Origin of the sequence: Bradyrhizobium sp. LTSPM299 (assembly GCF_000938235.1) — a bacterium.
Taxonomy (GTDB): Bacteria; Pseudomonadota; Alphaproteobacteria; order Rhizobiales; family Xanthobacteraceae; genus Bradyrhizobium.
The window spans coordinates 25,770-47,469 of the sequence record NZ_JYMU01000039.1 but is presented as its reverse complement, the minus strand read 5'-3'; the positions used below and the strand labels follow the sequence as shown (position 1 = coordinate 47,469).

Below are 21,700 nucleotides of genomic sequence, written 5' to 3'. Positions count from 1 at the left end.
CGCATCGTAGGTGGATGAATGGATTCTCAGATGCGCAATTGCGCATCTTGGCTCGTGCTTCGCACGCCCCGGAATGACGATGGCAGTGCCAGAACCACGCCTTCGCGGAATGGCGCTCGTCATTTCAAACAACATTTCAAACAGCCCCTGCGCGAAACAGCAAATCCGTCTCCCTTGCGGGGAGCCGGATTGCGTGACTACGTGTGCGCCACGAACCAACGATCAGAGGAAGCAATCATGTCCCAAGGCAAGCGCGTCGTTCTCGCCTCCCGTCCCCACGGCGAACCCAAGGCCTCCGACTTCCGGATCGAGGATTATGCGCCGCCGACACCTGGCGCGGGCGAGGTCCTGCTCCGCACCATCTGGCTGTCGCTCGATCCCTATATGCGCGGGCGCATGAGCGACGGCCCGTCCTACGCGCAGCCGGTGCCGATCGGCGGCGTGATGGAGGGCGGCACCGTCAGCGAGGTGATCGCCTCGAACAATCCTGGCTTTGCCAAGGGCGATATCGTGCTGTCGCGCGCGGGCTGGCAGACGCATGCGCTGTCCGACGGCAAGGGGCTCGCCAAGATCGATCCGAAGATCGCGCCGATCTCGACCGCGGTCGGCGTGCTCGGCATGCCCGGCATGACCGCCTATACCGGGCTGCTCGACATCGGCAAGCCGCAGGCGGGCGAGACCGTGGTGGTCGCCGCCGCATCCGGCGCGGTCGGCTCGGCGGTCGGGCAGATCGCCAGGATCAAGGGCGCACGCGCGGTCGGCATCGCCGGCGGCAAGGACAAATGCGCCTATGTCAAGAACGAGCTCGGCTTCGACGAGTGCCTCGACCATCGCGATCCCGATCTTGCGGCCAAGCTCAAGGACGCCTGCCCGAAGGGCATCGACGTCTATTTCGAGAATGTCGGCGGCGCGGTGTTCGATGCGGTGTTCCCGCTGCTGAATGCATTCGCGCGCGTGCCGGTGTGCGGCCTGATCGCGCACTACAACGACACGGAATCGTCGGCGCCGAAATGGGCCGGTGCGATGATGCGCAACATCCTGACCAAGCGGCTGACCTTCCGCGGCTTCATCGTCAGCGATTTTGCCGCCCGCCATGGCGACTTCCTCCGCGACATGTCGCAGTGGGTCCGTGAGGGCAAGGTCAAGCACAAGGAGTTCGTGACCGAGGGGCTCGACAGCGCGCCCGAGGCCTTCATGGGCCTGCTCAAGGGCGCCAATTTCGGCAAGCAGCTGGTCCGGGTCGGGGCTGACCGGGCCTGACGGGAGGGGTCTGTAAGGGCTCTTCAGGTCCCATTCCGCGCAGAAACGTAGCAAAAACGCCACAATGTCAGGCTTTTGGGGGGCTTTTCTGCCCCCATTTGCTTGACCGGGAACCGAAGTGGTTGAATCAATATGGCTATATTTCAGGTGTAGCCATGTTTGAGATTGTTATTTTAGGGGTCATTCTGCTGGCCGTCGGCTATTGGGCGACGATGTTCGCCATGGGCCGCCGCGATGATGTGTTGCATGGAAAATTCGTAGAGGACGAGCCCGACACAGGGCCTTCGCTCGCGATGCCTCCGCGGCCTCCCGCGCGGCAGGTCGCTGCGGCGTCACCGCCGAGTAAGGACTCGCTGCAAACGCTGCTTGCGGTCATCAAGCAGGATCTGAACGACGCCGCGCGGACGTAGTAGCGCTGCGCTGACGTAAGCCGAGGCCGCTCAGGTCGCCGCTTGCTTGCCGAACAGCGTGTCGAGGTCGACATCGACCTGGCCTGGCGCCCTGACATGGCGGACTTCAAAGCTGTCCGGCTGGAAGCGGTATTCGACCAGGCCGGTTTCCTTGATGCCGATCAATTCTTGCTTCGCGTCGGAGATGATGAAGCCGGCCGAGGGCGCCCAGACGTGGCGGACGTGCTCGAAGGTATAGTCGCGGCGCTGGTGCACATGGCCGCTGCCGACCAGCCGCCAATCGACCTTGCCGAACATCTCGATCAGGCGCCGCCGCGCCGGCTGAGGGACGAAGCGGATCGCGGTCGCCTCCAACTCGGGATCGTCGGGCACATCGAGATAGAGCGGCTTGTGCAGGAACAGCGCAACCGGCTTGCCGATGGCCCTGTCGAGCTGAGAGGCGAGCCAGTCGAACTGTGCGGCCTCGCTGTCGAGGCCGGTGTTCATAATCAGCGAGTTCAACCCGATGAAGCACCAGCCCGCGGCTTCGAAGTGCCAGCGGTCCTCGCCGATCAGGTCCGTGAACGCCTTGCGGCTGGCTTCGGTGGGGAGTTGCGCCGGCACCGGGCCGACAGCGGTCGGGTTGTCGCCGATGTCGTGATTGCCCGGCAGATAGCGGCAGTCGACCGGCAGCGCGCGGTGCAGCTCCTTGGCGAACACCAGATCGTCACCGCTGGTCGGCCCGTCGAACGCGACGTCGCCGGAGTTGAGCACGAGGTCGGGGCGCGTCGTGTCGATATGCTCACTGGCGCGATGGAAATTATCGGTGAGGAGTGTGTGGCGGCGGGCGAGGTGGGTGTCGGAAATTTGCGTCAGACGAAACTGGGCCATCATTGATCCTTGCGTCGATCCCTTCGGGGTGATCATAGGCCAGCCCGGAGTCGGAACGATGACGCAATCTTGGGATCAAATTCGAATCAGCCCCGCCTTGGGCGGGCAGGCCCCGAAATCGACCGCTGATGTCGATGCGTTGAGTCCGAGATAGGCAAGGGCGGAATGCCCCATGTCGTAGATCGCGAACGCGATCAGCCCGAGCACCAGCGCCGCGGCGAGCCCGTGCCTGACAATGTCGCGGGTCGAGCGATAGCCGGTGCGGAAATAGATCGAGAGCAGGATCGCGACCGCCAGCGCGGCGGCGACGCCTGATAGCCCTGCCATCGCCACGCCGAGCCCGCCATCCGGGTTGTTGTCGAACCAGCCGGTACCGGAGCCGATGGCCTGAAGCAGGGAGGTCAGGGTATCGCCGAGAAACCCGGCCGCGCGGGGCGCACTGGCGAGGATCGGGGAGGTGATGTTCATCGCGCACACCCGCGAGGCGTTGGGACCGAAACCGACGGAACTCCTGCGAGTTGGTCACGCAGCTCGGATTGTGGTTCAAGCCGTTGCAGCAGCACCTTGATTGTCAGGGGCGGGCGCGGCGGCTAAGAGGGGCTGCGGCGCCTTTGCTCAAAGGAGATTGTGATGTCTATTCAAATGGTTCTGCTGCCAATCTTCATCCAGATTGGGCTCACCTTCGCGCTTTTGTTCGCCATGGCGACGGCGCGCACGAGTGCGCTTTCCAGCGGCGAAACCAAGATGCGGGACGTCGCGCTGCGCGAGCCGGGCTGGCCGGGCCGCGCCACCCAGTTCGCCAATTGCTTCTCCAACCAGTTCGAGCTCCCGGTCCTGTTCTACATTCTGATTGCAATCGCCCTGCCGCTGCGTCATGCCGACCTCTTCATCGTGCTGATGTCCTGGGTGTTCGTGGTGACGCGCTTTGCCCATGCCGGCGTCTTCGTCACATCCAACGATATGCGGCCGCGCTCGCTCGCCTGGTTCGCCGGCGTGCTGGTGCTGGCAGCGATGTGGCTCTATTTCGCGCTCAAGATCCTGCTGCTGATCTAGAGCACGATCCGGAAAAGTGCGAAGCGGTTTTCCGACAAGATCACGCTCCAATAAAGTGCCCAACCGAAAGACTCTTATGACCCCCGCCGCCCGGCTTTCCGCCGCCATCGAGCTGATCGAGACCATCGACGCCCAACGCATTCCAGCCGCAAAGGCGCTGAAGGAGTGGGGCACGGCGCATCGCTATGCCGGCTCCGGCGACCGCGCCGCGATCTCCGGCCTGATCTGGGACGTGCTGCGGCGGCAATCCTCGGCGGCGTATCTGATGGACGACGACAGCGCCCGGGCACGGTTGCTCGGCATGCTCAAGCTCGAGCGTGGCCTCGAGACTGAGGCGATCGCCACGCTCTGCGACGGCAGCCGTTTCGCGCCGGCGCCGCTGACCGAGGCCGAGCGCGCCGCGCTGACCTCGCGCGCGCTCACGGACGCGCCGGCCCATATCGCGGGCGACTACCCGGAATGGCTCGATCCGTATCTGGCAAAGGTGTTCGGCGACGATCGCGTGGCGGAGGCGACCGCGATGGCGAGCCGCGCGCCGCTTGATCTGCGCGTCAACACGCTGAACGCCACGCGCGAGAAGATTTTGCCGCGGTTGGCGCATCTCGGCGCCAAGGAAACGCCGTGGTCGCCGCTCGGTCTGCGCATCGAGCTCGGCGCCGACGCGCGCAATCCCGGCATCCATGCCGAAGAGGATTTCATCAAGGGCGCCATCGAAGTTCAGGACGAGGGCTCGCAGCTTGCAGCCCTGTTGGCGGCCGCAAAGCCCGGCGAGCAGGTGATCGACCTCTGCGCCGGCGCCGGCGGCAAGACGCTGGCGCTCGCCGCCCAGATGCAAGGCAAGGGCCGGCTGATCGCCACCGATCACGACAAGCGCCAGCTCGCGCCGATCCATGAGCGGCTGTCGCGCGCCGGCGTGCACAATTGCGACGTCCGCACGCCGCGCGGCGAGGCCGAGGTGCTCTCAGACATCAAGGCCTCGGCCGATCTGGTGCTGATCGACGCGCCCTGCACGGGCACCGGCACCTGGCGCCGCAACCCCGACGCCAAATGGCGGATGCGTCCCGGCGCGCTCGAGGTGCGGCTAAAGGACCAGACCGCAGCGCTCGACCGCGCCGTGCCGTTGGTCAAGCCCGGCGGCCGGATCGCCTACATCACCTGCTCGGTGCTCCCTGATGAGAACGGCGCGCAGGTGCGCGCTTTCATCGCGCGCCATCCGGAGTTTTCGGTCGTGCCGCCGGAGCAAACCGCATCGGTGCTGTGGGACAAGGCCGAGGATTTTGCCAACGCCGCGCTGCAATCCGACGAGGGCTGGCTGATGACGCCGCGCCGGACCGGCACGGACGGGTTTTTCGTCTCGGTGCTGAAGAAGGGATCAGGATCGTAACTGCGTAGTAGGTGGGCAAAGGCGCTCTTGCGCCGTGCCCACCATCACAAGCCGTGCAAGGAATACTGGGCACGCTTCGCTTTGCCCACCCTACGGTGCTTACGATGACGGCATGGAGCAAGCGCCCGCGGGCACCGGCGTCCGGCTCACCACGATCACCCAGAACAACAGCGCGACGGCGCTGATGGCCGCGCCGAGTACGCAGACGCCGATCCATCCGGCGGTCGCATAGACCACCGTCGAAGCGATCGCGCCGAGACCGCTGCCGATCGAATAGAACACCATGTAGCCGCCGACCAAGCGGCTCGCTGCATTGGGGCGCGCGGCGACGATCAGGCTCTGGTTGGTGACATGGATGGCCTGCACCGCGAAATCGATCATCACGACGCCGGCCAGCACCAGCCATAGCGAGCTGTGCAGGCAGGCGATCGGCACCCAGCCTGCGAGCATCAGCAGCAGCGACAATCCGGTGGTGCGCTGCCCCCAGCCGCGATCGGCGAGGCGCCCTGAGTTGCGCGCTGCGAGAGCGCCTGCGACGCCGGCGATTCCGAGCATTCCGATCGTGGTGTGCGACAGCGACAGCGGCGGCGCCGCGAGCGGCAGCACGATCGAGGTCCAGAACACGCTGAAGCTTGCGAAGATCAAAAGCGCGAACACGGCGCGCTCGCGCAGCACCGGCTCCTGGACGAACAGCTGTAACGTCGAGCGCAACAGCTGTGCATAGGACGATCCGGCCATCGGCCTCGGTTGATGCCGCGGCAGCACGCGCGCGAGCAGGCCGGCGAGGATCAGCGTCAGCGCAGCCGAGGTCAGATAGACCGCGCGCCAGCCGCCGAGATCGGCCAGCGCGCCGGAGACAAAACGTGCCAGCAGGATACCCGAGACGACGCCCGAGGTGACGGTGCCGATGGTGCGGCCGCGTTCGCCCGGCGTCGCCAGCGTCGCGGCGAAGGCGACCAGCACCTGGATCACGACAGCCAGCAGCCCGACCAGCACCATACCCGCCAGCACCATTGCGGCGTTCGGCGCCAGGCCCACGATTGCGAGTGCGATCGCCGACAGCACAGTCTGGCCGACGATCAGCCGGCGCCGATCCAGCAAGTCGCCGAGCGGCACGATCAGGATCAGGCCGAACGCGTAGCCGATCTGGGTCAGCGTCACGACGATGCCGATGGCGGCAGGCTCGATGCCGAGATCCTGCGCCATGGTGTCGAGCAGCGGCTGGGCGAAATAGATGTTGGCAACGCTCAGTCCGCAGGCGACCGCAAACAGCAGCACGATCGCGGGCGAGAGCGTTGCTCCGGCCGTCTCAACGGCGTCCGCATGTCCGGCCTGCGCCGCATCCTGGTTCGTCATCATCGTCTCCGCGCCATGTGGTCTTATTATGAGACCAGTTGCGTTGGAGCCTGTCTAGTCCTATTTTAGGACCAGATCAATTTGTGATCGGGAAAGGGCAGCAGATGAAGCGGGTCGGATTTGGCAAGGCCGATTGCCCGGTGGCGCGCGCACTGGATGCGATCGGCGAGTGGTGGTCGCTCTTGATCGTCCGCGACGCGTTCGACGGCCTGCGCCGGTTCGGCGATTTCCAGAAGAACCTCGGCATCGCCAAGGGTATGCTCACGACACGGTTGAGCAAACTGCTCGAGCTTGATGTGCTGGAGCTGGTCGCCGCCTCCGACGGCAGCGCCTATCAGGAATATGCACTGACCAAAAAGGGGCGAGAGCTGTTTCCGATCGTCGTTGCCTTGCGGCAATGGGGCGAGGCGCATCTTTACGCACGCGGCGAAGCGCATTCGGTGCTGCTGGATCAGGCGGGGCAGCCGGTCGGGCAGTTGGTGCTGCCGTCGAAGGCGGGCCGGGCGCTGACGTGGTCGGATACCAGCGTGAAGAAAGTCGCCGCGCGCAGACGGTGAGCAGGTTCAGCGTAGGGTGGGCAAAGCGCAGCGAGCCCACCGTCACGAGCACGGCACTTGATGGTGGGCACGGCGCTTCGCGCCTTTGCCCACCCTACGGCCGCTCGCGTGCGATCGCTCGTTCAATCGACAATGAACAGCGTCGCGCCATCAGCCGTCGACGAGCGATGTGCGGCGTCGCCGAAATCCGAGACCTGGTAGCTCATGCCTGGCTTCAGTGTAAACTTGCGGCCGTCGCGCAGCTCAGTGTCGAGCTGCCCCTGCACGACAAAGAGCACATGTCCGCGATCGCACCAGTGATCGGCGAGATAGCCCGGCGAATACTCGACGATCCGCACACGGAGATCGCCGATATTGAGCGTGCGCCACAGCGCCTGGCCGGTGTCGCCGGCGTGGACCGTCGGCTCGACATGGCTCCAGTCGGTGACGGTGAAGGGCAGGGTTGGGATCTTCATGTCGCGTCTCGATTCAATCATAGCCAAATTAGGTCAATAATACTGCCCTTTATCCAACTGTCCATGCCCAAAGAAGCATGTGGGCGCGCCACCCTGCGCGGTTGCGGGGGCGGGCGCTCCAGCGTATTTGCTTGCCATGACAGCCGCACAAAAATCCCAGGAAATCTCCCAGCAGTCGACGCCCTCAGTGGTCTCGGCGCATGACAAGATTCTGATTGTCGATTTCGGCAGTCAGGTGACGCAACTGATCGCCCGCCGCGTTCGCGAGATGGGGGTCTATTCCGAGATCGTGCCGTTCCAGAAGGCCGAAGCCGCCTTCAGGGAGATGAAGCCGAAGGCGGTGATCCTCTCCGGCGGCCCGGAATCGGTGCATGAGGCCGGCTCGCCCCGCGCGCCGCAGCTGATCTTCGAATCCGGCGTCCCCGTGCTTGGCATCTGCTACGGCCAGATGACGCTGGCCGCCCAGCTCGGCGGCGAGGTCGAGGGCGGCCACCATCGCGAGTTCGGTCGCGCCGATGTCGAGGTGAAGACGGATAGCTGCCTGTTCGATGGCATCTGGGGCCTGGGCGAAAAGCACCAGGTCTGGATGAGCCATGGCGACCGCATCACGAAAATGCCGCCCGGCTTCTCGGTGGCCGGCACCTCGGCGAATGCGCCGTTCGCGATCATCCAGGATGAGAAACGCAAATATTACGGCCTTATGTTCCACCCCGAAGTGGTGCACACGCCCGACGGCGCCAAACTGATCCGCAACTTCGTCCGCAAGGTCGCAGGGTTGACCGGCGACTGGACCATGCGCGCCTTCCGCGAGGAGGCAATCGAGAAGATCCGCGCCCAGGTCGGCAAGGGCAAGGTGATCTGCGGCCTGTCCGGCGGCGTCGATTCCGCCGTCGCCGCGGTGCTGATCCACGAGGCGATCGGCGACCAGCTCACCTGCGTGTTCGTCGATCACGGCATGCTGCGGCTGGACGAGGCCAAGACCGTGGTCGATCTGTTCCGGCATCACTACAACATCCCGCTGGTGCATGTGGACGCTTCGAAAGTGTTTCTGGGCGAACTCGAAGGCGTCACCGATCCCGAAGCTAAGCGCAAGACCATCGGGCGTCTGTTCATCGACGTGTTCGACGCGGAGGCGAAGAAAATCGGCGGCGCGGACTTTTTGGCGCAGGGCACGCTCTACCCCGACGTGATCGAGAGCGTCTCCTTCACCGGCGGACCATCGGTCACCATCAAGTCGCACCACAATGTCGGCGGGCTTCCGGCGCGCATGAACATGAAGCTGGTCGAGCCATTGCGCGAGCTTTTCAAGGACGAGGTCCGCGTGTTGGGGCGCGAGCTCGGCCTGCCCGAGATTTTTGTCGGCCGCCACCCGTTCCCGGGCCCGGGCCTCGCCATCCGCTGCCCCGGCGACATCACGAAAGAGAAGCTCGACATCCTCCGCAACGCCGACGCCGTCTATATCGACCAGATCCGCAAGCACGGCCTCTACGATGCGATCTGGCAGGCCTTTGCGGTGCTGCTGCCGGTGAAGACCGTCGGCGTGATGGGCGACGGCCGCACCTACGACTTCGTCGTCGGCCTGCGCGCCGTGACATCCACGGACGGCATGACCGCGGATTTCTACCAATTCGACATGAAGTTTTTGGGCGAGACCGCGACCCGCATCATCAACGAGGTGAAGGGCGTGAACCGGGTGGTGTACGACGTGACGAGCAAGCCGCCGGGGACGATTGAGTGGGAATAATTCAGCTCCATCCGGACGTATCCGATCATACACCAGAATACGACGTAAGTCACTGACTTATAAAAATAAATCTCTCATTTTCTTTCGCGGACTATCGGTGTGCAGCGCTCGGTTCTACCGAGCCGGCTGACGGACCCGCATATCTTGCTCAGGTGAATCTTTGGACGTACCGTCACGGGAAATGTGGCTCATGACGGTACTTTTTGGAAACTAACAGACTGATTTTACTTGATATTTTCTGTTAGTGACCTCCGAAAAAGTGCTGACGGTACTTCTTTGGGAGATGCTGGGAATGCTGACGGACGTCGCTCTCAAGGCTTTGAAACCACGAGAGAAAACCTACAAGGTAACTGACCGAGACGGCATGTATGTCCGGGTCATGCCGAGCGGGACGATCTCGTTCCTCTTGGATTACAGGCTCAATGGGCGCCGGGAGACGGTCCATCTAGGAAAGTACGGGCGCGATGGGATTTCGCTAGCGCTGGCACGAGAGAGGCGCCTCGACGCGAGGCGCGCCGTCCGCGATGGACGATCGCCCGCGATAGAGAAGCAGCGTGACAAGCGCCGGCTGAAGGAAGCGAAGAGCTTTGGTGAGTTCGGGGAGAAGTGGCTCGCCGCTGCGCCGATGGCCGACAGCACTCGAGCCATGCGGCGCTCTATTTTCGAGAGAGAGCTTCTGTCGGTTTGGCGCAACCGTCTCCTAACGGAGATCACGCCAAACGACCTGAGGGCCCATTGCGGAAAAATCGTCGACCGCGGCGCGCCGGCGACGGCAATCCACGTGCGAGACATTCTGAAGCAGATCTATGGATTCGCAATCCTGCACGGCGAGAAAGTCAGCAACCCAGCCGATGAGGTAGGACCAGCATCGATCGCGACCTTCGTTCCGAAGGATCGTTCACTCTCGCCTTCCGAAATTCGCGTGATGCTGAAACAGCTGGAGCACATCGCGACCTTTCCAACGATCCGTTTAGGAATGCGGCTCTACTTGCTCACGATGGTGCGCAAGAGCGAGCTGCAGGACGCGGTGTGGGACGAAGTCGACTTTGAGAATGCGGTTTGGACGATTCCGAAGGAGCGGATGAAGCGCTCGAAGGCGCATAACGTCTATCTGTCGCGACAGGTGCTCGATATCATGATCGCTCTGAAGACCTGTGCGGGCAATTCCCGATATCTTCTGCCGTCACGTTACGATGCGGATGCTCCAATGTCCCGCGCCACCTTCAACCGAGTGACCTACGCCGTCGTCGAACGCGCGAAGGCAGAAGGGCTTCCCTTAGAGCCGTTCACGGTTCATGACATGCGGCGGACTGGCTCAACTCTGTTAAATGAGCTCGGCTTCAACCGTGACTGGATTGAAAAGTGCCTGGCGCACGAAGACAGCCGCTCATCCCGTGGTGTCTACAATAAGGCCGAGTATGAGATGCAGCGTCGACACATGATGCAAGAGTGGTCGGACGTCTTGGACGCGTGGGTTGAAGGCAGAAGGTACGTGCCGACGCTCATTCCGCCTTCGATGCCGATCCTCGAGCCCGATCCGGCCCTTTGACGGGACGGACGCGCCTTTGTCTCACGTCGGGGCCAGGTGCGCGGAGTATTGGTTTTGACCGACGGGCCGCGAGCCATGCCTGAACCTCGCCTAGGTCCCAAACCACGCATCTTGGCGTTAAGGCGAAGCGTCGCGGAAATTCGCCACGTTGCTCCATCTCGTAGATGGTGCTATCCGCCAAGGGCACGATCTCACGCAGTTGGCGCCGTCGAATAGTACATTTAATCGGTCGAGCTTGCATCTTCGAAGCCATTCGCGGTTCAATGGACTCGATTGAAATCAGTAACGTTCAAAAGAACAAGTCGATCGGAAATGTAGTAGGGCCGTCGGCGACTACAGCGCACGAACAATTATTCCTGCGAATAGAGCTCGTAGCCATGCCTCGGTTGGAATGAGAAATCGCCATTGTCGAAATCTTGTTCATAGCCAAAAACAGTCCTTCCGTGCCTCGGATAAACCCCGTCAAGCTTTTCACGAACAGGTTTTCGGACAAGCGTTATCTGGTCGCGATCTTCCTATTTCGATACTTCCTCTAAGTGGAAGACAGGGGCCCGAAGGCAAATACCTACGCTCTTAGCAGCCTGCTATGCACTCTGCAGCGGCTCGCATATGGGAAAAGGCTGCTCTTTTTTGCGCTTCTGCGCGAATAGCCTTTACCGACGGGCTGATTAGTTCTTTGGCCGCTTAAAATGTGGGAGTGCAAGGATGGTTCCGGCCTCAAGCCCGCTTTGCAGACAGAATTCTCTGAATTGCCTCGCGAACGTCAAATCCGATCACGTCAGCCAGGTCCATCAGCTCAATTACGTCTACTCGCCGCTGGCCGCTCTCAAGCGTTGCGACGAAGGATTGATACCTTTTAAGCCGCTTGGCGACGTCAGCTTGAGTCAGCCCTGCTGCTTTCCGTTTCTCAACGATAAAGGCCACAAGCGCCTTTTGGCGCGGAGACCTGATAGTCGTCGACATCGCTAGCCCCACGAAAGGGGCAAATAAATAATCCGGATTGCAGATTATCTTAAAATCGGATAATTGATTGGAAGCTTGGCGAGCCGGCTACGGTTGCGGCACCGTGAGACAGCCGACTTACCCCGACCATGGTGTGTCATGAACAACCAACCTCCTAATCCTGATATCGCTGCACTTGCGCCGAACGATCCGACGTTGACTGACTACGATCGTCAGCACCTTGTAACTTACTTGCGATTGCTGGATGCCCATGCCGAAGGCGCTGAGTGGTGCGATGTCACCCGGATAGTTTTGCATGTTGATGCAGATCGCGATCCGGACCGGGCGCGCAATGCGTATGAAAGCCATCTAGCCCGAGCCAAGTGGATGACTGAACGTGGCTATAAGCATCTGTTGCGGGGAGGGGCCATCAGATAAGTTCTACCATTAGCGGACCTGCCCAGTAGAATTGAATTCTGGTGGTTATCAGCCGTTAGTCTGGGGTCTTCGGCGCATCGTGATGCACCAGACGCATCGCAATGTAGGAGGGAGCTGGTATATGTTGCCCGTCGGGCCGTCGTGGGCCGCGCCCCTTCGCTCGCCTTCGGCTTCGAGCCGTCGCGCGAAGTACGAATATTTGTGCGAGAGGGATTTCAACAGTGCCGTGCGCCGGAGCCAGTCGTATCGCGTCTCGTCTGCGACGCGGTCGCGCTGCATCGGGTGATCGCGGCAGTTGAGCAAGCTGCCGAAACCGGGCGTCGCACCAAGTTAACCTGAGTCAGAGTCAATCGAAGAATGGGTCGGAAAACGTGCTCTTCTTCGGCAGCAAGGGCCGTGCCGCGCGGGACCGGTCTCGCTCCGCTATCCCCAGAACTGATGATCGTTCAGCACGATGATCGCGCGATCTCGCACCGACAGCGTTGCGAGCGTACCGAACGTAGCGCGACGACATCTGCGTCACACGGACAGTCTCGAATACCCGAACCGATGCGATTGGAGATGCAGTCATGATATACAAGGCGAACTCGAAACAATTCCGTTGAACGCAATCACGTGGAAATATTTGTTCGACCGATGCGGTACAAAGGCTGCCATCAGGCACATAACGCAAAAGTTGTAATGTGTGCCCTTTTTACAGCACCCAACTCTTTGAAATTGCAGGAGCGGCGAAAGGCGTTTTTACCCTGTCGCAAAGTTCGTACCAAATCGCAAAAGTTGTACTCGCACTCACAGCCGCGAAATCCCCACAGCGTCTGATGTGCCACCTCCACACGTCCCGCGGTTTCCTTCAATGGAGGCTTTCGGACGATGGCCCCGGTGCAAGCCGCATCGTCCCGATCGGCCGTCATCCGAAACCCTTCACAAACTCGGAAGTCGTCGCTTCAATCACGTCGTTCATTGCGCACGTGCCGCGAAACGGACCACCGGTCCGGTGTCCTTCAAGACGCCGCGCGATTCCGAAAGACCATCTCCTTGGCCAGATCGACGAAGGCGCGCAAGCTCGCGGCCATGTGGCGGCGTCCTGGATAATACAGGCAATATCCGGGATAGGAGGGTGTCCACTCGCTTAGAACTTCAACCAGCCTGCCTGAGGTGATGTCATCAGCCACCATCCACTCGCCGACATAGGCAAGGCCGAGGCCGGCCCTGCTCGCCTGCGCCATCATGTCCGGCTCATCGAGCGTGAGGGACCCCGGCACATCGATCCTCATCGCTTCGCCGTGACGTTCAAACTCCCAGCGGTAGAGCGCGCCGCTTGAATAGCGAGCGCGGATGCACTCATGATCCATCAGGTCGGCCGGGGCGGTGGGCCGGGACTTGTTTGCGAAATAGCTTGGCGCACCGACCACAACATGTCGTGTATCTGGACCAAGCGGCACCGCGATCATGTCCTGCGGAACCGCTTCAGCCAGACGCACTCCGGCGTCAAACCCATCCTTGATGATGTCGATCAGCCGCCCTTCGGTTACGATTTCGACCTTCATCCGGTCATGGCGACGACGATACTCGAAGACGAAGGGCATCAATAGCTGGCGTCCCCCGCCGAGCGAGCAACTGAACCGTAGCGTGCCTGTCGGCTTGCGGCTGTGATCGGCGACGGCCCGACCGGCGTTGCGGATGTCCGACAGCGCCGGCGCGATTGCCTCGACGTATTCGCGGCCAGCACTCGTCAGGGCGACGTTGCGCGTCGTGCGGTTGAAGAGGCGAACGCCTAGCCTGTTCTCGAGACTGGCAACGGCATTGCCGATCGCTGTCGGCGACACATCCAGATCGATGGCCGCCGCACGGAAACTTCCGAGCCTGGCGATGGTGACCACGGCCTCGAGTTCAATCAGCCCACTTTTGTACATTGTCACGATTCTCGAGATACGACATCGCAGTTTATCTCAATTATTGCGACGATCAAAGTCAGTTACGGTGCAGCAATACTCAATGAAGCAAGGCGGTTGGAATGCCCAAAGCCCCTATCACCAACATCACCTTCGGCACCATGACGCTCGGCTACCGCGGATACGGAGCCCGGGTTCATGACGCTGCGACTGCAGACGAAATGCTTGGCGTCGTCTTGGAATTTGGCCACGACCAGCTCGACACATGCTCTGTCTATGGCGATGGAACCTGCGAACAGATGTTGGGTGATCTCCGCGCCGCTGAACGGTTCGGCATCGCCACGCGGATTCATTCCGGAAACACTCCCGGCGACGAATCCGGAAACACTCGCGGCCACGAACCTGAGAACCTGAAGCGAGTCTTCAAGGAGTCCCTGGCGCGCCTGAAGACCGATAAGGTCAAGATCTTGTATTTGGTGACGCCTGACAGCGCCACGCCGATCGAATCGACGCTGTCGGCCGTCCAAGAACTTCATGGCGAAGGCCTGTTTGAGGAGTTCGGCGTCAGCAATTTCAGCGCGTGGCAAGTGGCGGAGGCATCGGAAATAGCCGCGCGCCATGGATGGATAAGGCCGAGCGTCTACCAGGGACTGTACAACGCGATCTCGCGTGCGGTTGAACCGGAACTGTTCAAATGCCTCGGCAACTATGGCATCCGCTTCCATGCTTACAATCCGCTGGCCGGCGGCGCCTTCAGCAAGAATTTTGCCGGTAGCGCTGCGGTAGCCGCCGGCTCCCGTTTCGACAGCTCAACCGCTCAAGGCAAGCTGTATCGTGATCGCTATTGGAACGACGCCTATCTCGATGCTTTGGCCGAAATTCACCAATCGTGCGAAGGCCATGGTCTTGACGCTATCTCCGTGGCACTGCGCTGGCTGATTCATCACTCCCAGCTAAACGTCGAGCGCAATGATGGCATTATCATCGGCGCCTCGTCGTTGGAGCATCTCCGGCACAATCTCACGGCCGTGACCGAAGGTCCGTTGCCCACTGAGGTCCTGGCTGCGATCGACGACGCAGCTCTAAAGGCCCAGCCGAAATGGCCACCCTATTTTTCGGCGGTTTAGGTTTCGGTCCTGCAGCGAAATGAGCGATGCCCAGGCGTGCGCCGCTTCGGCGGACTACGTCAGCGGTGCAAAGATCCGCGTCGACGGCGGGCTGCCCGAGGGAGGCCCTCAACCGGCCAAGCTCGTGAAAGTCGAGTTGCTGACTCAGGCTGCCGTTAGGTAAGCATCGCTACAGTCGGTGCGCGGTTCATTGCTCGCCTTTATCGACCTTCACTGGTCGTACACGATGCTGCGTCGTGCCCGGACGCGCGTTTGAACTCGGCTTGCTCTGAAGCAGGTGACGACGGCGCCGCGAAGTTCATAGCTCTCGACGATCGAGTTCGACGAGATCGTCGGGGCCCGCGCCAGCCGGATCCCAGGAACCCGAAAGAGCTGGTTGAGGAAGATGGCGGTTTCTTGCAGGGCGATTGCTGCGCCCGGACACCGATGGGTGCCATCGCCAAAGCTCATCAGGCTTCTCGGCAATCTGTGATCCTGAATCTGTCGATCCGGATCGAGCCGGTGAGGACAAACACCCGCGGCGGCGGAATCGGCATTAACAGCGCGGACGTCGATCGCGAGCAGCGTGCCGGCCGACACATCTTCCGGACGTCCATTGTCGTTCAGGACGATATCCCGCTCGGCGCGGCGATAAAGCGTGCCTACGACAGGTTCAAGTCTGAGTATCTCCTCCAGCACGACGATCCGGCCGACTTCGTCGCTATCGAGAAATCGCTTCCGCAACTCGGGGCGGTCAAAGAGATGCCATGCCGCGAGAACGATCAGCTCGCGGGTGGCGGCTACGCCGGCAACGCCGTAGGTTATGCACTCGGTGAGAATCTCGCGGGTGTAACCCTGATCGATCAGATGGGAAATGATGTCTTCGCGCCCCTCGATCCGGTGTGATCGAATAGCCGGCATGACGTCGCAGAAAAAGAATCGCAGCATTCGACAGAGGGCAACGACCATTCTCAGCGAAGCCGCAAGCTTGCCAACGCGCGGCTGCTGCTGGTCTGCCAGGAAGCTGTTCAATCGGTTCGCCAGGCCGGGAAGGCCGCTATCGTTCAGCCCGACGATCTCGGCGGTTACCGCGACTGACAACTCCATGCCCATTGAATCAAGGTCTGCCCGCCCAATCGAGCGAAAGTCCCGCATGATACGCGCGCTTTGCTCGGCCATCAGTTGGCGGTAACGCACGGCAACGACCTTGGGAGCAAAAAAACGCGCCGTGGCGCTGCGTTGCTTGCGATGGGCTTCGCCCTCCTGGAAGAGGACCGGCGCACGGCTACTCCTGGTGAAGCGGTTTGCAAGATCCGCCATGAAGCCCGCTTGACGCAAGCCATTGCCGCGAAGGATCTGCCGCGCAAGGTCTACGCCACGAATCCTGATTTCTTTGCTCGATATGCGCTCAAATGCGGGCTGGTCATATGCCCCGTTGTTGAAAGATGTTTTCCGGTCATCACGGCCGTCCAGCTCCATTGGGTAAAGTCACCATATCGGTCAAGGTGTCGTTAATTCGAGTCGGGCGATCTCGTGGTGGTTGGTAAACCGGTCGCGGTGCGAAGCGAGAGTTCGCAGGACAGGGATGAGGCCAAGAGGAACGCTGCGACCGCAATCGCCACGGTAATCCATCGCAAGAGATGCGCAGTTGTGTCGCTTGCCGTTCCATTCCTCTGGTCGTGCTGGTTTTCCGTCATCGAAATTATCCGAAGCCGAGCCAACATTGGTGTCTGGTGAGGACATCAATAGAAGGTGCGTCGTCTGCACGATAATGCTTAAATTTCAGCAGCCTTATGAGAACGGTTCATGAAGCTGCGTCTTTCAAGCGGAGCGGACATCGTCAGCGATGCTTGACGACGACCTTGTTTCGATCGCGCTCGTCGCGAACCGCTGGCTCCTTGGTCTTCACTCGCGTGCCGCCAAATACGCCGCTGCCAACTGACAAGGCTTTGGGTCGTGCGTCTTCGATGTGCAGCTTGACGGCCTCGCGGACGATCGACCTGAGCCATAGCGAATCCGGATCGTTCTGGACGCGGCTATGCCAAAGCATCATGATATCGATTTTCTCCGCACGGTTCTTTGGCAAGTCGACGATCCTGACCCGTACCGCGCTTGCGCTGGTTTCGGCGTATCGCCGTGGAACGAGCGCCACCATATCGGTGACGGCGGTGATCGCCATCGCCGTAGCCACGTCATATACGACCAACGATGCAGGTCCGCGTTTGGCCGACGCGGATGAGGCGGCGCCATCACCAACGTCCGGGATAGCATGACGCAGGATATCGTCATGGGCTGCGCCCTCGCGGTGTCTGTCGCCTGGCGGAAGGGCAACGATGCCGACGCGAGGCCGTGTGAGAAAGGCCTCATGGTCGGATGGCTGCTCGTCAGGGGCATGATGGACGCCGGTCACCCACGCCAATTCGTCCTGAAACAGCAATTCCGACCGGAAGCGGATTGGTACCCTGTCGAATCCGCCGAGTACCAGGTCGACGTGCTGCTGGTCCACCGCCTGAGTGAGATTGCCACCGAGGTTGACGAACTGCAGGGACGCGCCGGGCGCCGATCCACTTACGAGGGTGGTGACGCGCGTGATGAGACCGCAAAAGTAGGAGCTTGCCGAAATCGTGAAGCGGCGACTAGTTGTCGCGGGATCGAACACTGGCGCCGCAACCAAATTGCGGATTTCGGCCAATGCTACCCGCAGCCGTGGTGCGAGCTGATGCGCCCGCTGCGTGGGTTGCAAGCCTGAGGGAATACGCAAGAACAAGGGATCGCCCAACACTATCCTTAACCGGGCGAGCGCGTGACTAACCGCCGACTGGGTAAGAAACAGGCGAGCGGCGGCCCGCGTCATATTACGTTCCTCGTACAGCAGATCGAACACCCGCAGCAGGTTGAGATCGATTTCCATTATGAGCCCACTTAATGATGGCTAATGATTGATATGCATTATCCTAATCATACGCCAGTCCTTATGGTTTGCGAAGGCGATAACGTCGACCGCGCGACGCGGTGGCTCCGACAAAGCGAAAGCAATGGACCATTCCAGTAGTCCACCTCACCGACCACACATCAACGACACGCGGTGTCGCGTCTGCCCGTGGACTGTGTCGTTGGCGTCCGTTGGCACGGCCACGGATTGCTCCGACGCACCGGTAGTCGGTTGATGCAACCATCGTGACGCCGGCGATGCCCAGAATCAATGAGGAGCAAGAGAATGACAGCTTCTTCAGCAAACCGAATTGCGCTTTTTATCGACGGCGCCAATCTTTTTTCGACCGGCAGGATGCTGGGCGTCGATATCGACTACAAGCGGCTGCTCGAGGAATTTCAGGGCCGCGGCGATCTGGTCCGTGCATTTTACTACACGGCAATTGTTGAAGATCCAGAATTCTCCGCGGTTCGGCCGCTGCTCGATTGGCTCTGTTACAACGGCTACACCGTCGTGACAAAGCCGACCAAGGAATTCATCGACGCCAGTGGACACCGCAAGGTCAAGGGCAACATGGACATCGAACTTGCGGTCGATGCGATGGAACTCGTCGAACACGTCGATCAGATCATGCTGTTTTCCGGCGATGGCGATTTCCGCTCGCTGGTCGAAGCGGTGCAGCGCCGCGGCGTCCGGGTTACCGTGATCTCGACCATTTCAAGTCAGCCGCCGATGATCGCCGACGAATTGCGGCGCCAGGCCGACGTCTTCACCGATCTCGTGGAACTGCAATCCAAGCTCGGCCGCGATCCGTCCGAGCGGCCGCCGCGTGAGGCCGCTTTGGCAAGGGCGAACCTGACAAAAGCAGGCGCCGCGCCGATGGCAAGAAAAGGAGCACGTAGTGCCTAATCCGAACGAAATCGATCCGAGCAATCGCGGCGCGGCCAGCGAACAGAATGCGTCCCGCGCTCGCGACGGCAAGGTTCGTCGACTGGATCGCGGCGCCGGCGACGCGAAAGATGCATCGCCTCCCGGCCATGCTGCGGTTGCGGACGTCCGGGCTTTGAACCCGGCCAGCCGCGAACCCGATGCAAGGGGCGCGGGGGAGCCGCATCCCGATCCTGCGCCGGATACGTCTGACGCGCCAAAAAAGTCGCGGCTCAGGCCGGTAATGTTTGCGCTGTTGCCGTTGGCGCTTGTCGTTGGTGCGTACCGGTACATCTCCGGCGGCCAGGTGGTCTCGATGGACGACGCCTATGTCGAGGCCGACAGGGTCGGCATATCAACCGATGTTCCGGGAATCGTCAAAGACGTCGATGTCATGGAGAATCAATATGTCGAGGCGCATCAAATCCTGTATCGGCTTGATGATCTGCAGTTTCGCCTCGCGCTGGATCGGGCAAACGCGCAAGTTGGCACCGTGCGGGACTCCCTGAATGCGCTCAAGGCCAGTTACAGGGACATGCAGTCTCAAATCCAGCAGGCACAGAACGACATTGATTATTTCAACACCGAATACCATCGCCAGCAGGATCTCTTGACCGCGCATGTCGCGTCGCAATCGACCTTCGATACGGCCCGGCGAAGCCTGCAGAATGCCCAGCAAAGGCTCGCCTCTCTGACCGAGCAGCTTGGCGGCATTGCCGCCAATCTCGACGAGAATCCCACCGGTCCGGTGGAGAAGAATCCGCGCTACCTCGATGCCATGGCGCAGCGCGATGAAGCGGCACGACAACTTGCGCATACGGTGGTGAAGGCGCCCTTCGCCGGCATCGTGACCAATGTGCCTTCGATCGCGCCCGGCAAATATCTCCAGGCGTCGATGACGGCCTTTTATCTCGTCGCCAGCAACCGTGTGTGGGTCGTCGCCAACCCCAAGGAGACGGAGTTGACCCATGTCCGGGCCGGACAATCGGCCACGGTGTCGGTGGATAGCTATCCCGACGTGCAATGGAGCGGCAATGTGGAGAGCATCAGCCCGGCGGCGGCGCAGGAGTTCTCGCTGCTGCCGGCGCAGAATACCAGCGGTAACTGGGTTAAGGTCGTGCAGCGGATTCCGGTCCGGGTGAGTGTCGACCTCAGCGAAAGCAGCTTGCCGCCATTGCGTGCCGGAATGAGCGTGGAGGTCGACGTCGATACCGGGCACAGGCGCGGCCTGCCACATTTCCTGACCGCACTGTTCGGTCATGATCGGCCGGGACAGTGACGACGATGGATGCCGCCCTGTCCAAGTCCACCAAAATCGCGATCACCGTCTGCGTGATTCTGGCCACCCTCATGCAGGCGCTCGATACGACGATCGCCAACGTCGCGCTTCCGTATATGCAGGGCAGCGTTTCGGCGAGTCAGGACGAGATCGCGTGGGTTCTGACATCGTACATTGTCGCGGCGGCGATCATGACGCCACCTACCGGCTACCTCACCAACCGGTTCGGACTGAAGCGTCTTTTCCTGATCTCGGTCGCCGGCTTCACCTTTTCCTCGGTGCTGTGCGGCCTTGCCCAGTCCCTGGTGCAGATCGTGCTCTTCCGGATTCTGCAAGGCTTGTTCGGAGCGGCGCTGGTTCCGCTCTCGCAAACCGTGCTGATGAATATCAATCCGAAGGAGCGGCAAGGATCCGCCATAGCGCTATGGGGCGTTGCGGTCATGGCCGGACCGGTTCTCGGTCCTGTGCTTGGCGGGTGGCTGACCGAAGCCTATAGCTGGCGCTTTGTCTTCTACATCAACGTGCCGGTCGGCATCGTCGCCTTTTTCGGCATGACGACCTTTCTGCCCGACACGCCGCGGAACGCCGCAGCGAAGCTGGATTGGTTCGGGTTCGGTACGCTGAGCCTGGCAATTGCCGCCATGCAGGTCTTGGTCGATCGCGGGGAAGAACTCGACTGGTTCGGTTCCGGCGAGATCGTTGCCGAAGCCATCATCGCGTTATCGGCGTTCTATCTGTTCCTGGTCCACACCTTCACGGCGCGCGAGCCGTTCGTAAGGCCGTCGCTGTTTCGCGATCGCAACTTTACCGCGGGAGTTTTGTTCATCTCGATTATCGGGCTGACTTACTACGCCTCGTTGGCGCTGCAGCCTCCGTACCTGCAGAATCTGATGAACTATCCGATCGTCAGCGCGGGCCTTATTCTGGGACCTCGGGGCGTCGGCACCATGGCCTCCATGCTGATTGTCGGAAAACTCATCGGGCCTGTCGATACGCGATATCTTCTGGCGTTGGGCCTCGGGCTCACCGCATGGTCGTTCTATGTGATGACGGGCTGGACGCCGGACGTCTCGCAGATGACGATTGTGGTGGTCGGCATCATCCAGGGAATTGGCCTCGGCTTTATCTTTGTGCCGTTGAGCGTGGTCACTCTATCCACGCTGGCGCCCGAGCTTAGAGCGGAGGGCGCGGGCCTTTACAGTTTGTCGCGCAATATTGGTTCCAGTATCGGCATTTCCGTCGTGAACAGCCTGCTGACTAGGAACACGCAAGTAAACCATGCCGAAATCGCGCGAAATGTCACGTCGGTCAATCGGGCGTTCGAAGACCTTGCGATCACGCAGTTCTGGGATCCGATCAGTGCCGCTGGGCGTACGGCGCTGGATGCCGTGATTACCCGACAGGCTCAGATCATCGCCTACATCGATGACTACAAACTGTTGATGATCGCGACGCTTGCCGCGATCCCGCTTCTTATCATCTTCCAGAAGCCCCCGCGCACTGCCGCCACCGATTCCATGCACGTCATGGAATGATGATGTCGGTC

The 21,700-nt window shown here is 61.1% G+C and carries 21 protein-coding genes; 12 read left to right on the top strand and 9 right to left on the bottom strand.

The genetic code is table 11. From position 1 onward, the window contains the following. Positions 1–237 precede the first annotated feature (237 nt). Positions 238–1,260 carry an NADPH-dependent curcumin/dihydrocurcumin reductase gene (gene curA / locus UP10_RS20280; RefSeq protein ID WP_044589054.1) on the top strand — a complete coding sequence of 341 codons (1,023 nt, stop codon included), beginning with the start codon at positions 238–240 and terminating at the stop codon, positions 1,258–1,260. A 122-nt stretch (positions 1,261–1,382) separates the two neighbouring features. Beyond that, positions 1,383–1,670 carry a hypothetical protein gene (locus UP10_RS20275; protein WP_502692222.1) on the top strand — a complete coding sequence of 96 codons (288 nt, stop codon included), beginning with the start codon at positions 1,383–1,385 and terminating at the stop codon, positions 1,668–1,670. A gap of 30 nt (positions 1,671–1,700) precedes the next feature. On the opposite strand, the gene UP10_RS20270 is transcribed toward UP10_RS20275, so the two are convergent. Both UP10_RS20270 and UP10_RS20265 read right to left on the bottom strand, forming a co-directional pair. Beyond that, complete coding sequence (locus UP10_RS20270; protein ID WP_044589162.1) at positions 1,701–2,540, bottom strand: metallophosphoesterase family protein; 840 nt, start codon at positions 2,538–2,540, stop codon at positions 1,701–1,703. A gap of 75 nt (positions 2,541–2,615) precedes the next feature. After that, positions 2,616–3,008 (bottom strand): hypothetical protein, encoded by a 393-nt coding sequence (locus UP10_RS20265; protein WP_050043756.1) that lies wholly within the window; start codon positions 3,006–3,008, stop codon positions 2,616–2,618. A 162-nt stretch (positions 3,009–3,170) separates the two neighbouring features. On the opposite strand from UP10_RS20265, the gene UP10_RS20260 reads away from it, so the two are divergent. Both UP10_RS20260 and UP10_RS20255 read left to right on the top strand, forming a co-directional pair. After that, the gene (locus UP10_RS20260) at positions 3,171–3,593 is read left to right on the top strand and encodes an MAPEG family protein (protein WP_044589052.1); all 423 of its coding nucleotides are present in this window, start codon (positions 3,171–3,173) and stop codon (positions 3,591–3,593) included. Positions 3,594–3,669: 76 nt separating this feature from the next. Further along, a complete protein-coding gene (locus UP10_RS20255; RefSeq protein WP_044589051.1) occupies positions 3,670–4,977 on the top strand; it encodes an RsmB/NOP family class I SAM-dependent RNA methyltransferase in 1,308 nt (435 codons plus the stop codon). A gap of 99 nt (positions 4,978–5,076) precedes the next feature. Here UP10_RS20255 and UP10_RS20250 read toward each other — a convergent pair whose 3' ends face one another. Next, positions 5,077–6,333: an MFS transporter gene (locus UP10_RS20250; protein ID WP_044589160.1), complete on the bottom strand. Its 1,257-nt coding sequence runs from the start codon at positions 6,331–6,333 to the stop codon at positions 5,077–5,079. A gap of 104 nt (positions 6,334–6,437) precedes the next feature. Here UP10_RS20250 and UP10_RS20245 point away from each other — a divergent pair, with 104 nt between their 5' ends. After that, on the top strand, positions 6,438–6,890 hold the full coding sequence (locus UP10_RS20245; RefSeq protein ID WP_044589050.1) for a winged helix-turn-helix transcriptional regulator: 453 nt from the start codon (positions 6,438–6,440) through the stop codon (positions 6,888–6,890). Positions 6,891–7,012: 122 nt separating this feature from the next. On the opposite strand, the gene UP10_RS20240 is transcribed toward UP10_RS20245, so the two are convergent. After that, positions 7,013–7,345 carry a DHCW motif cupin fold protein gene (locus UP10_RS20240; RefSeq protein ID WP_044589049.1) on the bottom strand — a complete coding sequence of 111 codons (333 nt, stop codon included), beginning with the start codon at positions 7,343–7,345 and terminating at the stop codon, positions 7,013–7,015. Positions 7,346–7,481: 136 nt separating this feature from the next. On the opposite strand from UP10_RS20240, the gene guaA reads away from it, so the two are divergent. Next, on the top strand, positions 7,482–9,089 hold the full coding sequence (gene guaA, locus UP10_RS20235) for a glutamine-hydrolyzing GMP synthase (protein ID WP_044589048.1): 1,608 nt from the start codon (positions 7,482–7,484) through the stop codon (positions 9,087–9,089). A 292-nt stretch (positions 9,090–9,381) separates the two neighbouring features. Continuing rightward, positions 9,382–10,638: a tyrosine-type recombinase/integrase gene (locus UP10_RS20230; protein WP_044589159.1), complete on the top strand. Its 1,257-nt coding sequence runs from the start codon at positions 9,382–9,384 to the stop codon at positions 10,636–10,638. Here the strand turns inward: UP10_RS20230 and UP10_RS43185 are convergent. Both UP10_RS43185 and UP10_RS20225 read right to left on the bottom strand, forming a co-directional pair. After that, positions 10,592–10,879, bottom strand: coding sequence for an AlpA family phage regulatory protein (locus tag UP10_RS43185; RefSeq protein WP_156180190.1), 288 nt, complete (start codon positions 10,877–10,879; stop codon positions 10,592–10,594). The genes UP10_RS20230 and UP10_RS43185 overlap by 47 nt on opposite strands. Positions 10,880–11,355: 476 nt before the next feature. Beyond that, positions 11,356–11,601 carry a helix-turn-helix domain-containing protein gene (locus UP10_RS20225; RefSeq protein WP_044589047.1) on the bottom strand — a complete coding sequence of 82 codons (246 nt, stop codon included), beginning with the start codon at positions 11,599–11,601 and terminating at the stop codon, positions 11,356–11,358. A 138-nt stretch (positions 11,602–11,739) separates the two neighbouring features. Between UP10_RS20225 and UP10_RS43180 the strand changes: the two genes are divergently transcribed. After that, positions 11,740–12,018 (top strand): DNA -binding domain-containing protein, encoded by a 279-nt coding sequence (locus UP10_RS43180; protein ID WP_082077200.1) that lies wholly within the window; start codon positions 11,740–11,742, stop codon positions 12,016–12,018. Between the two features lie 1,001 nt (positions 12,019–13,019). Here the strand turns inward: UP10_RS43180 and UP10_RS20215 are convergent. After that, positions 13,020–13,931: a LysR family transcriptional regulator gene (locus UP10_RS20215; RefSeq protein WP_044589045.1), complete on the bottom strand. Its 912-nt coding sequence runs from the start codon at positions 13,929–13,931 to the stop codon at positions 13,020–13,022. Between the two features lie 101 nt (positions 13,932–14,032). Here UP10_RS20215 and UP10_RS20210 point away from each other — a divergent pair, with 101 nt between their 5' ends. Then, positions 14,033–15,037: an aldo/keto reductase family protein gene (locus UP10_RS20210; protein ID WP_044589044.1), complete on the top strand. Its 1,005-nt coding sequence runs from the start codon at positions 14,033–14,035 to the stop codon at positions 15,035–15,037. Between the two features lie 210 nt (positions 15,038–15,247). On the opposite strand, the gene UP10_RS20205 is transcribed toward UP10_RS20210, so the two are convergent. After that, on the bottom strand, positions 15,248–16,495 hold the full coding sequence (locus UP10_RS20205; protein WP_082077191.1) for a cytochrome P450: 1,248 nt from the start codon (positions 16,493–16,495) through the stop codon (positions 15,248–15,250). 361 nt (positions 16,496–16,856) lie between these two features. After that, positions 16,857–17,927, bottom strand: a complete 1,071-nt coding sequence (locus UP10_RS43175) for a LysR family transcriptional regulator (RefSeq protein ID WP_082077190.1) — start codon at positions 17,925–17,927, stop codon at positions 16,857–16,859. Positions 17,928–18,233: 306 nt separating this feature from the next. Between UP10_RS43175 and UP10_RS20190 the strand changes: the two genes are divergently transcribed. The 3 genes from UP10_RS20190 (at position 18,234) to UP10_RS20180 (ending at position 21,689) form a co-directional block, all read left to right on the top strand. Beyond that, positions 18,234–18,857, top strand: coding sequence for a LabA-like NYN domain-containing protein (locus UP10_RS20190; protein ID WP_044589041.1), 624 nt, complete (start codon positions 18,234–18,236; stop codon positions 18,855–18,857). Positions 18,858–19,191: 334 nt separating this feature from the next. Beyond that, positions 19,192–20,154, top strand: a complete 963-nt coding sequence (locus UP10_RS20185; protein WP_210167976.1) for an HlyD family secretion protein — start codon at positions 19,192–19,194, stop codon at positions 20,152–20,154. Positions 20,155–20,159: 5 nt separating this feature from the next. After that, positions 20,160–21,689 carry a DHA2 family efflux MFS transporter permease subunit gene (locus tag UP10_RS20180; RefSeq protein ID WP_044589039.1) on the top strand — a complete coding sequence of 510 codons (1,530 nt, stop codon included), beginning with the start codon at positions 20,160–20,162 and terminating at the stop codon, positions 21,687–21,689. The last annotated feature ends 11 nt before the right edge of the window (positions 21,690–21,700 follow it).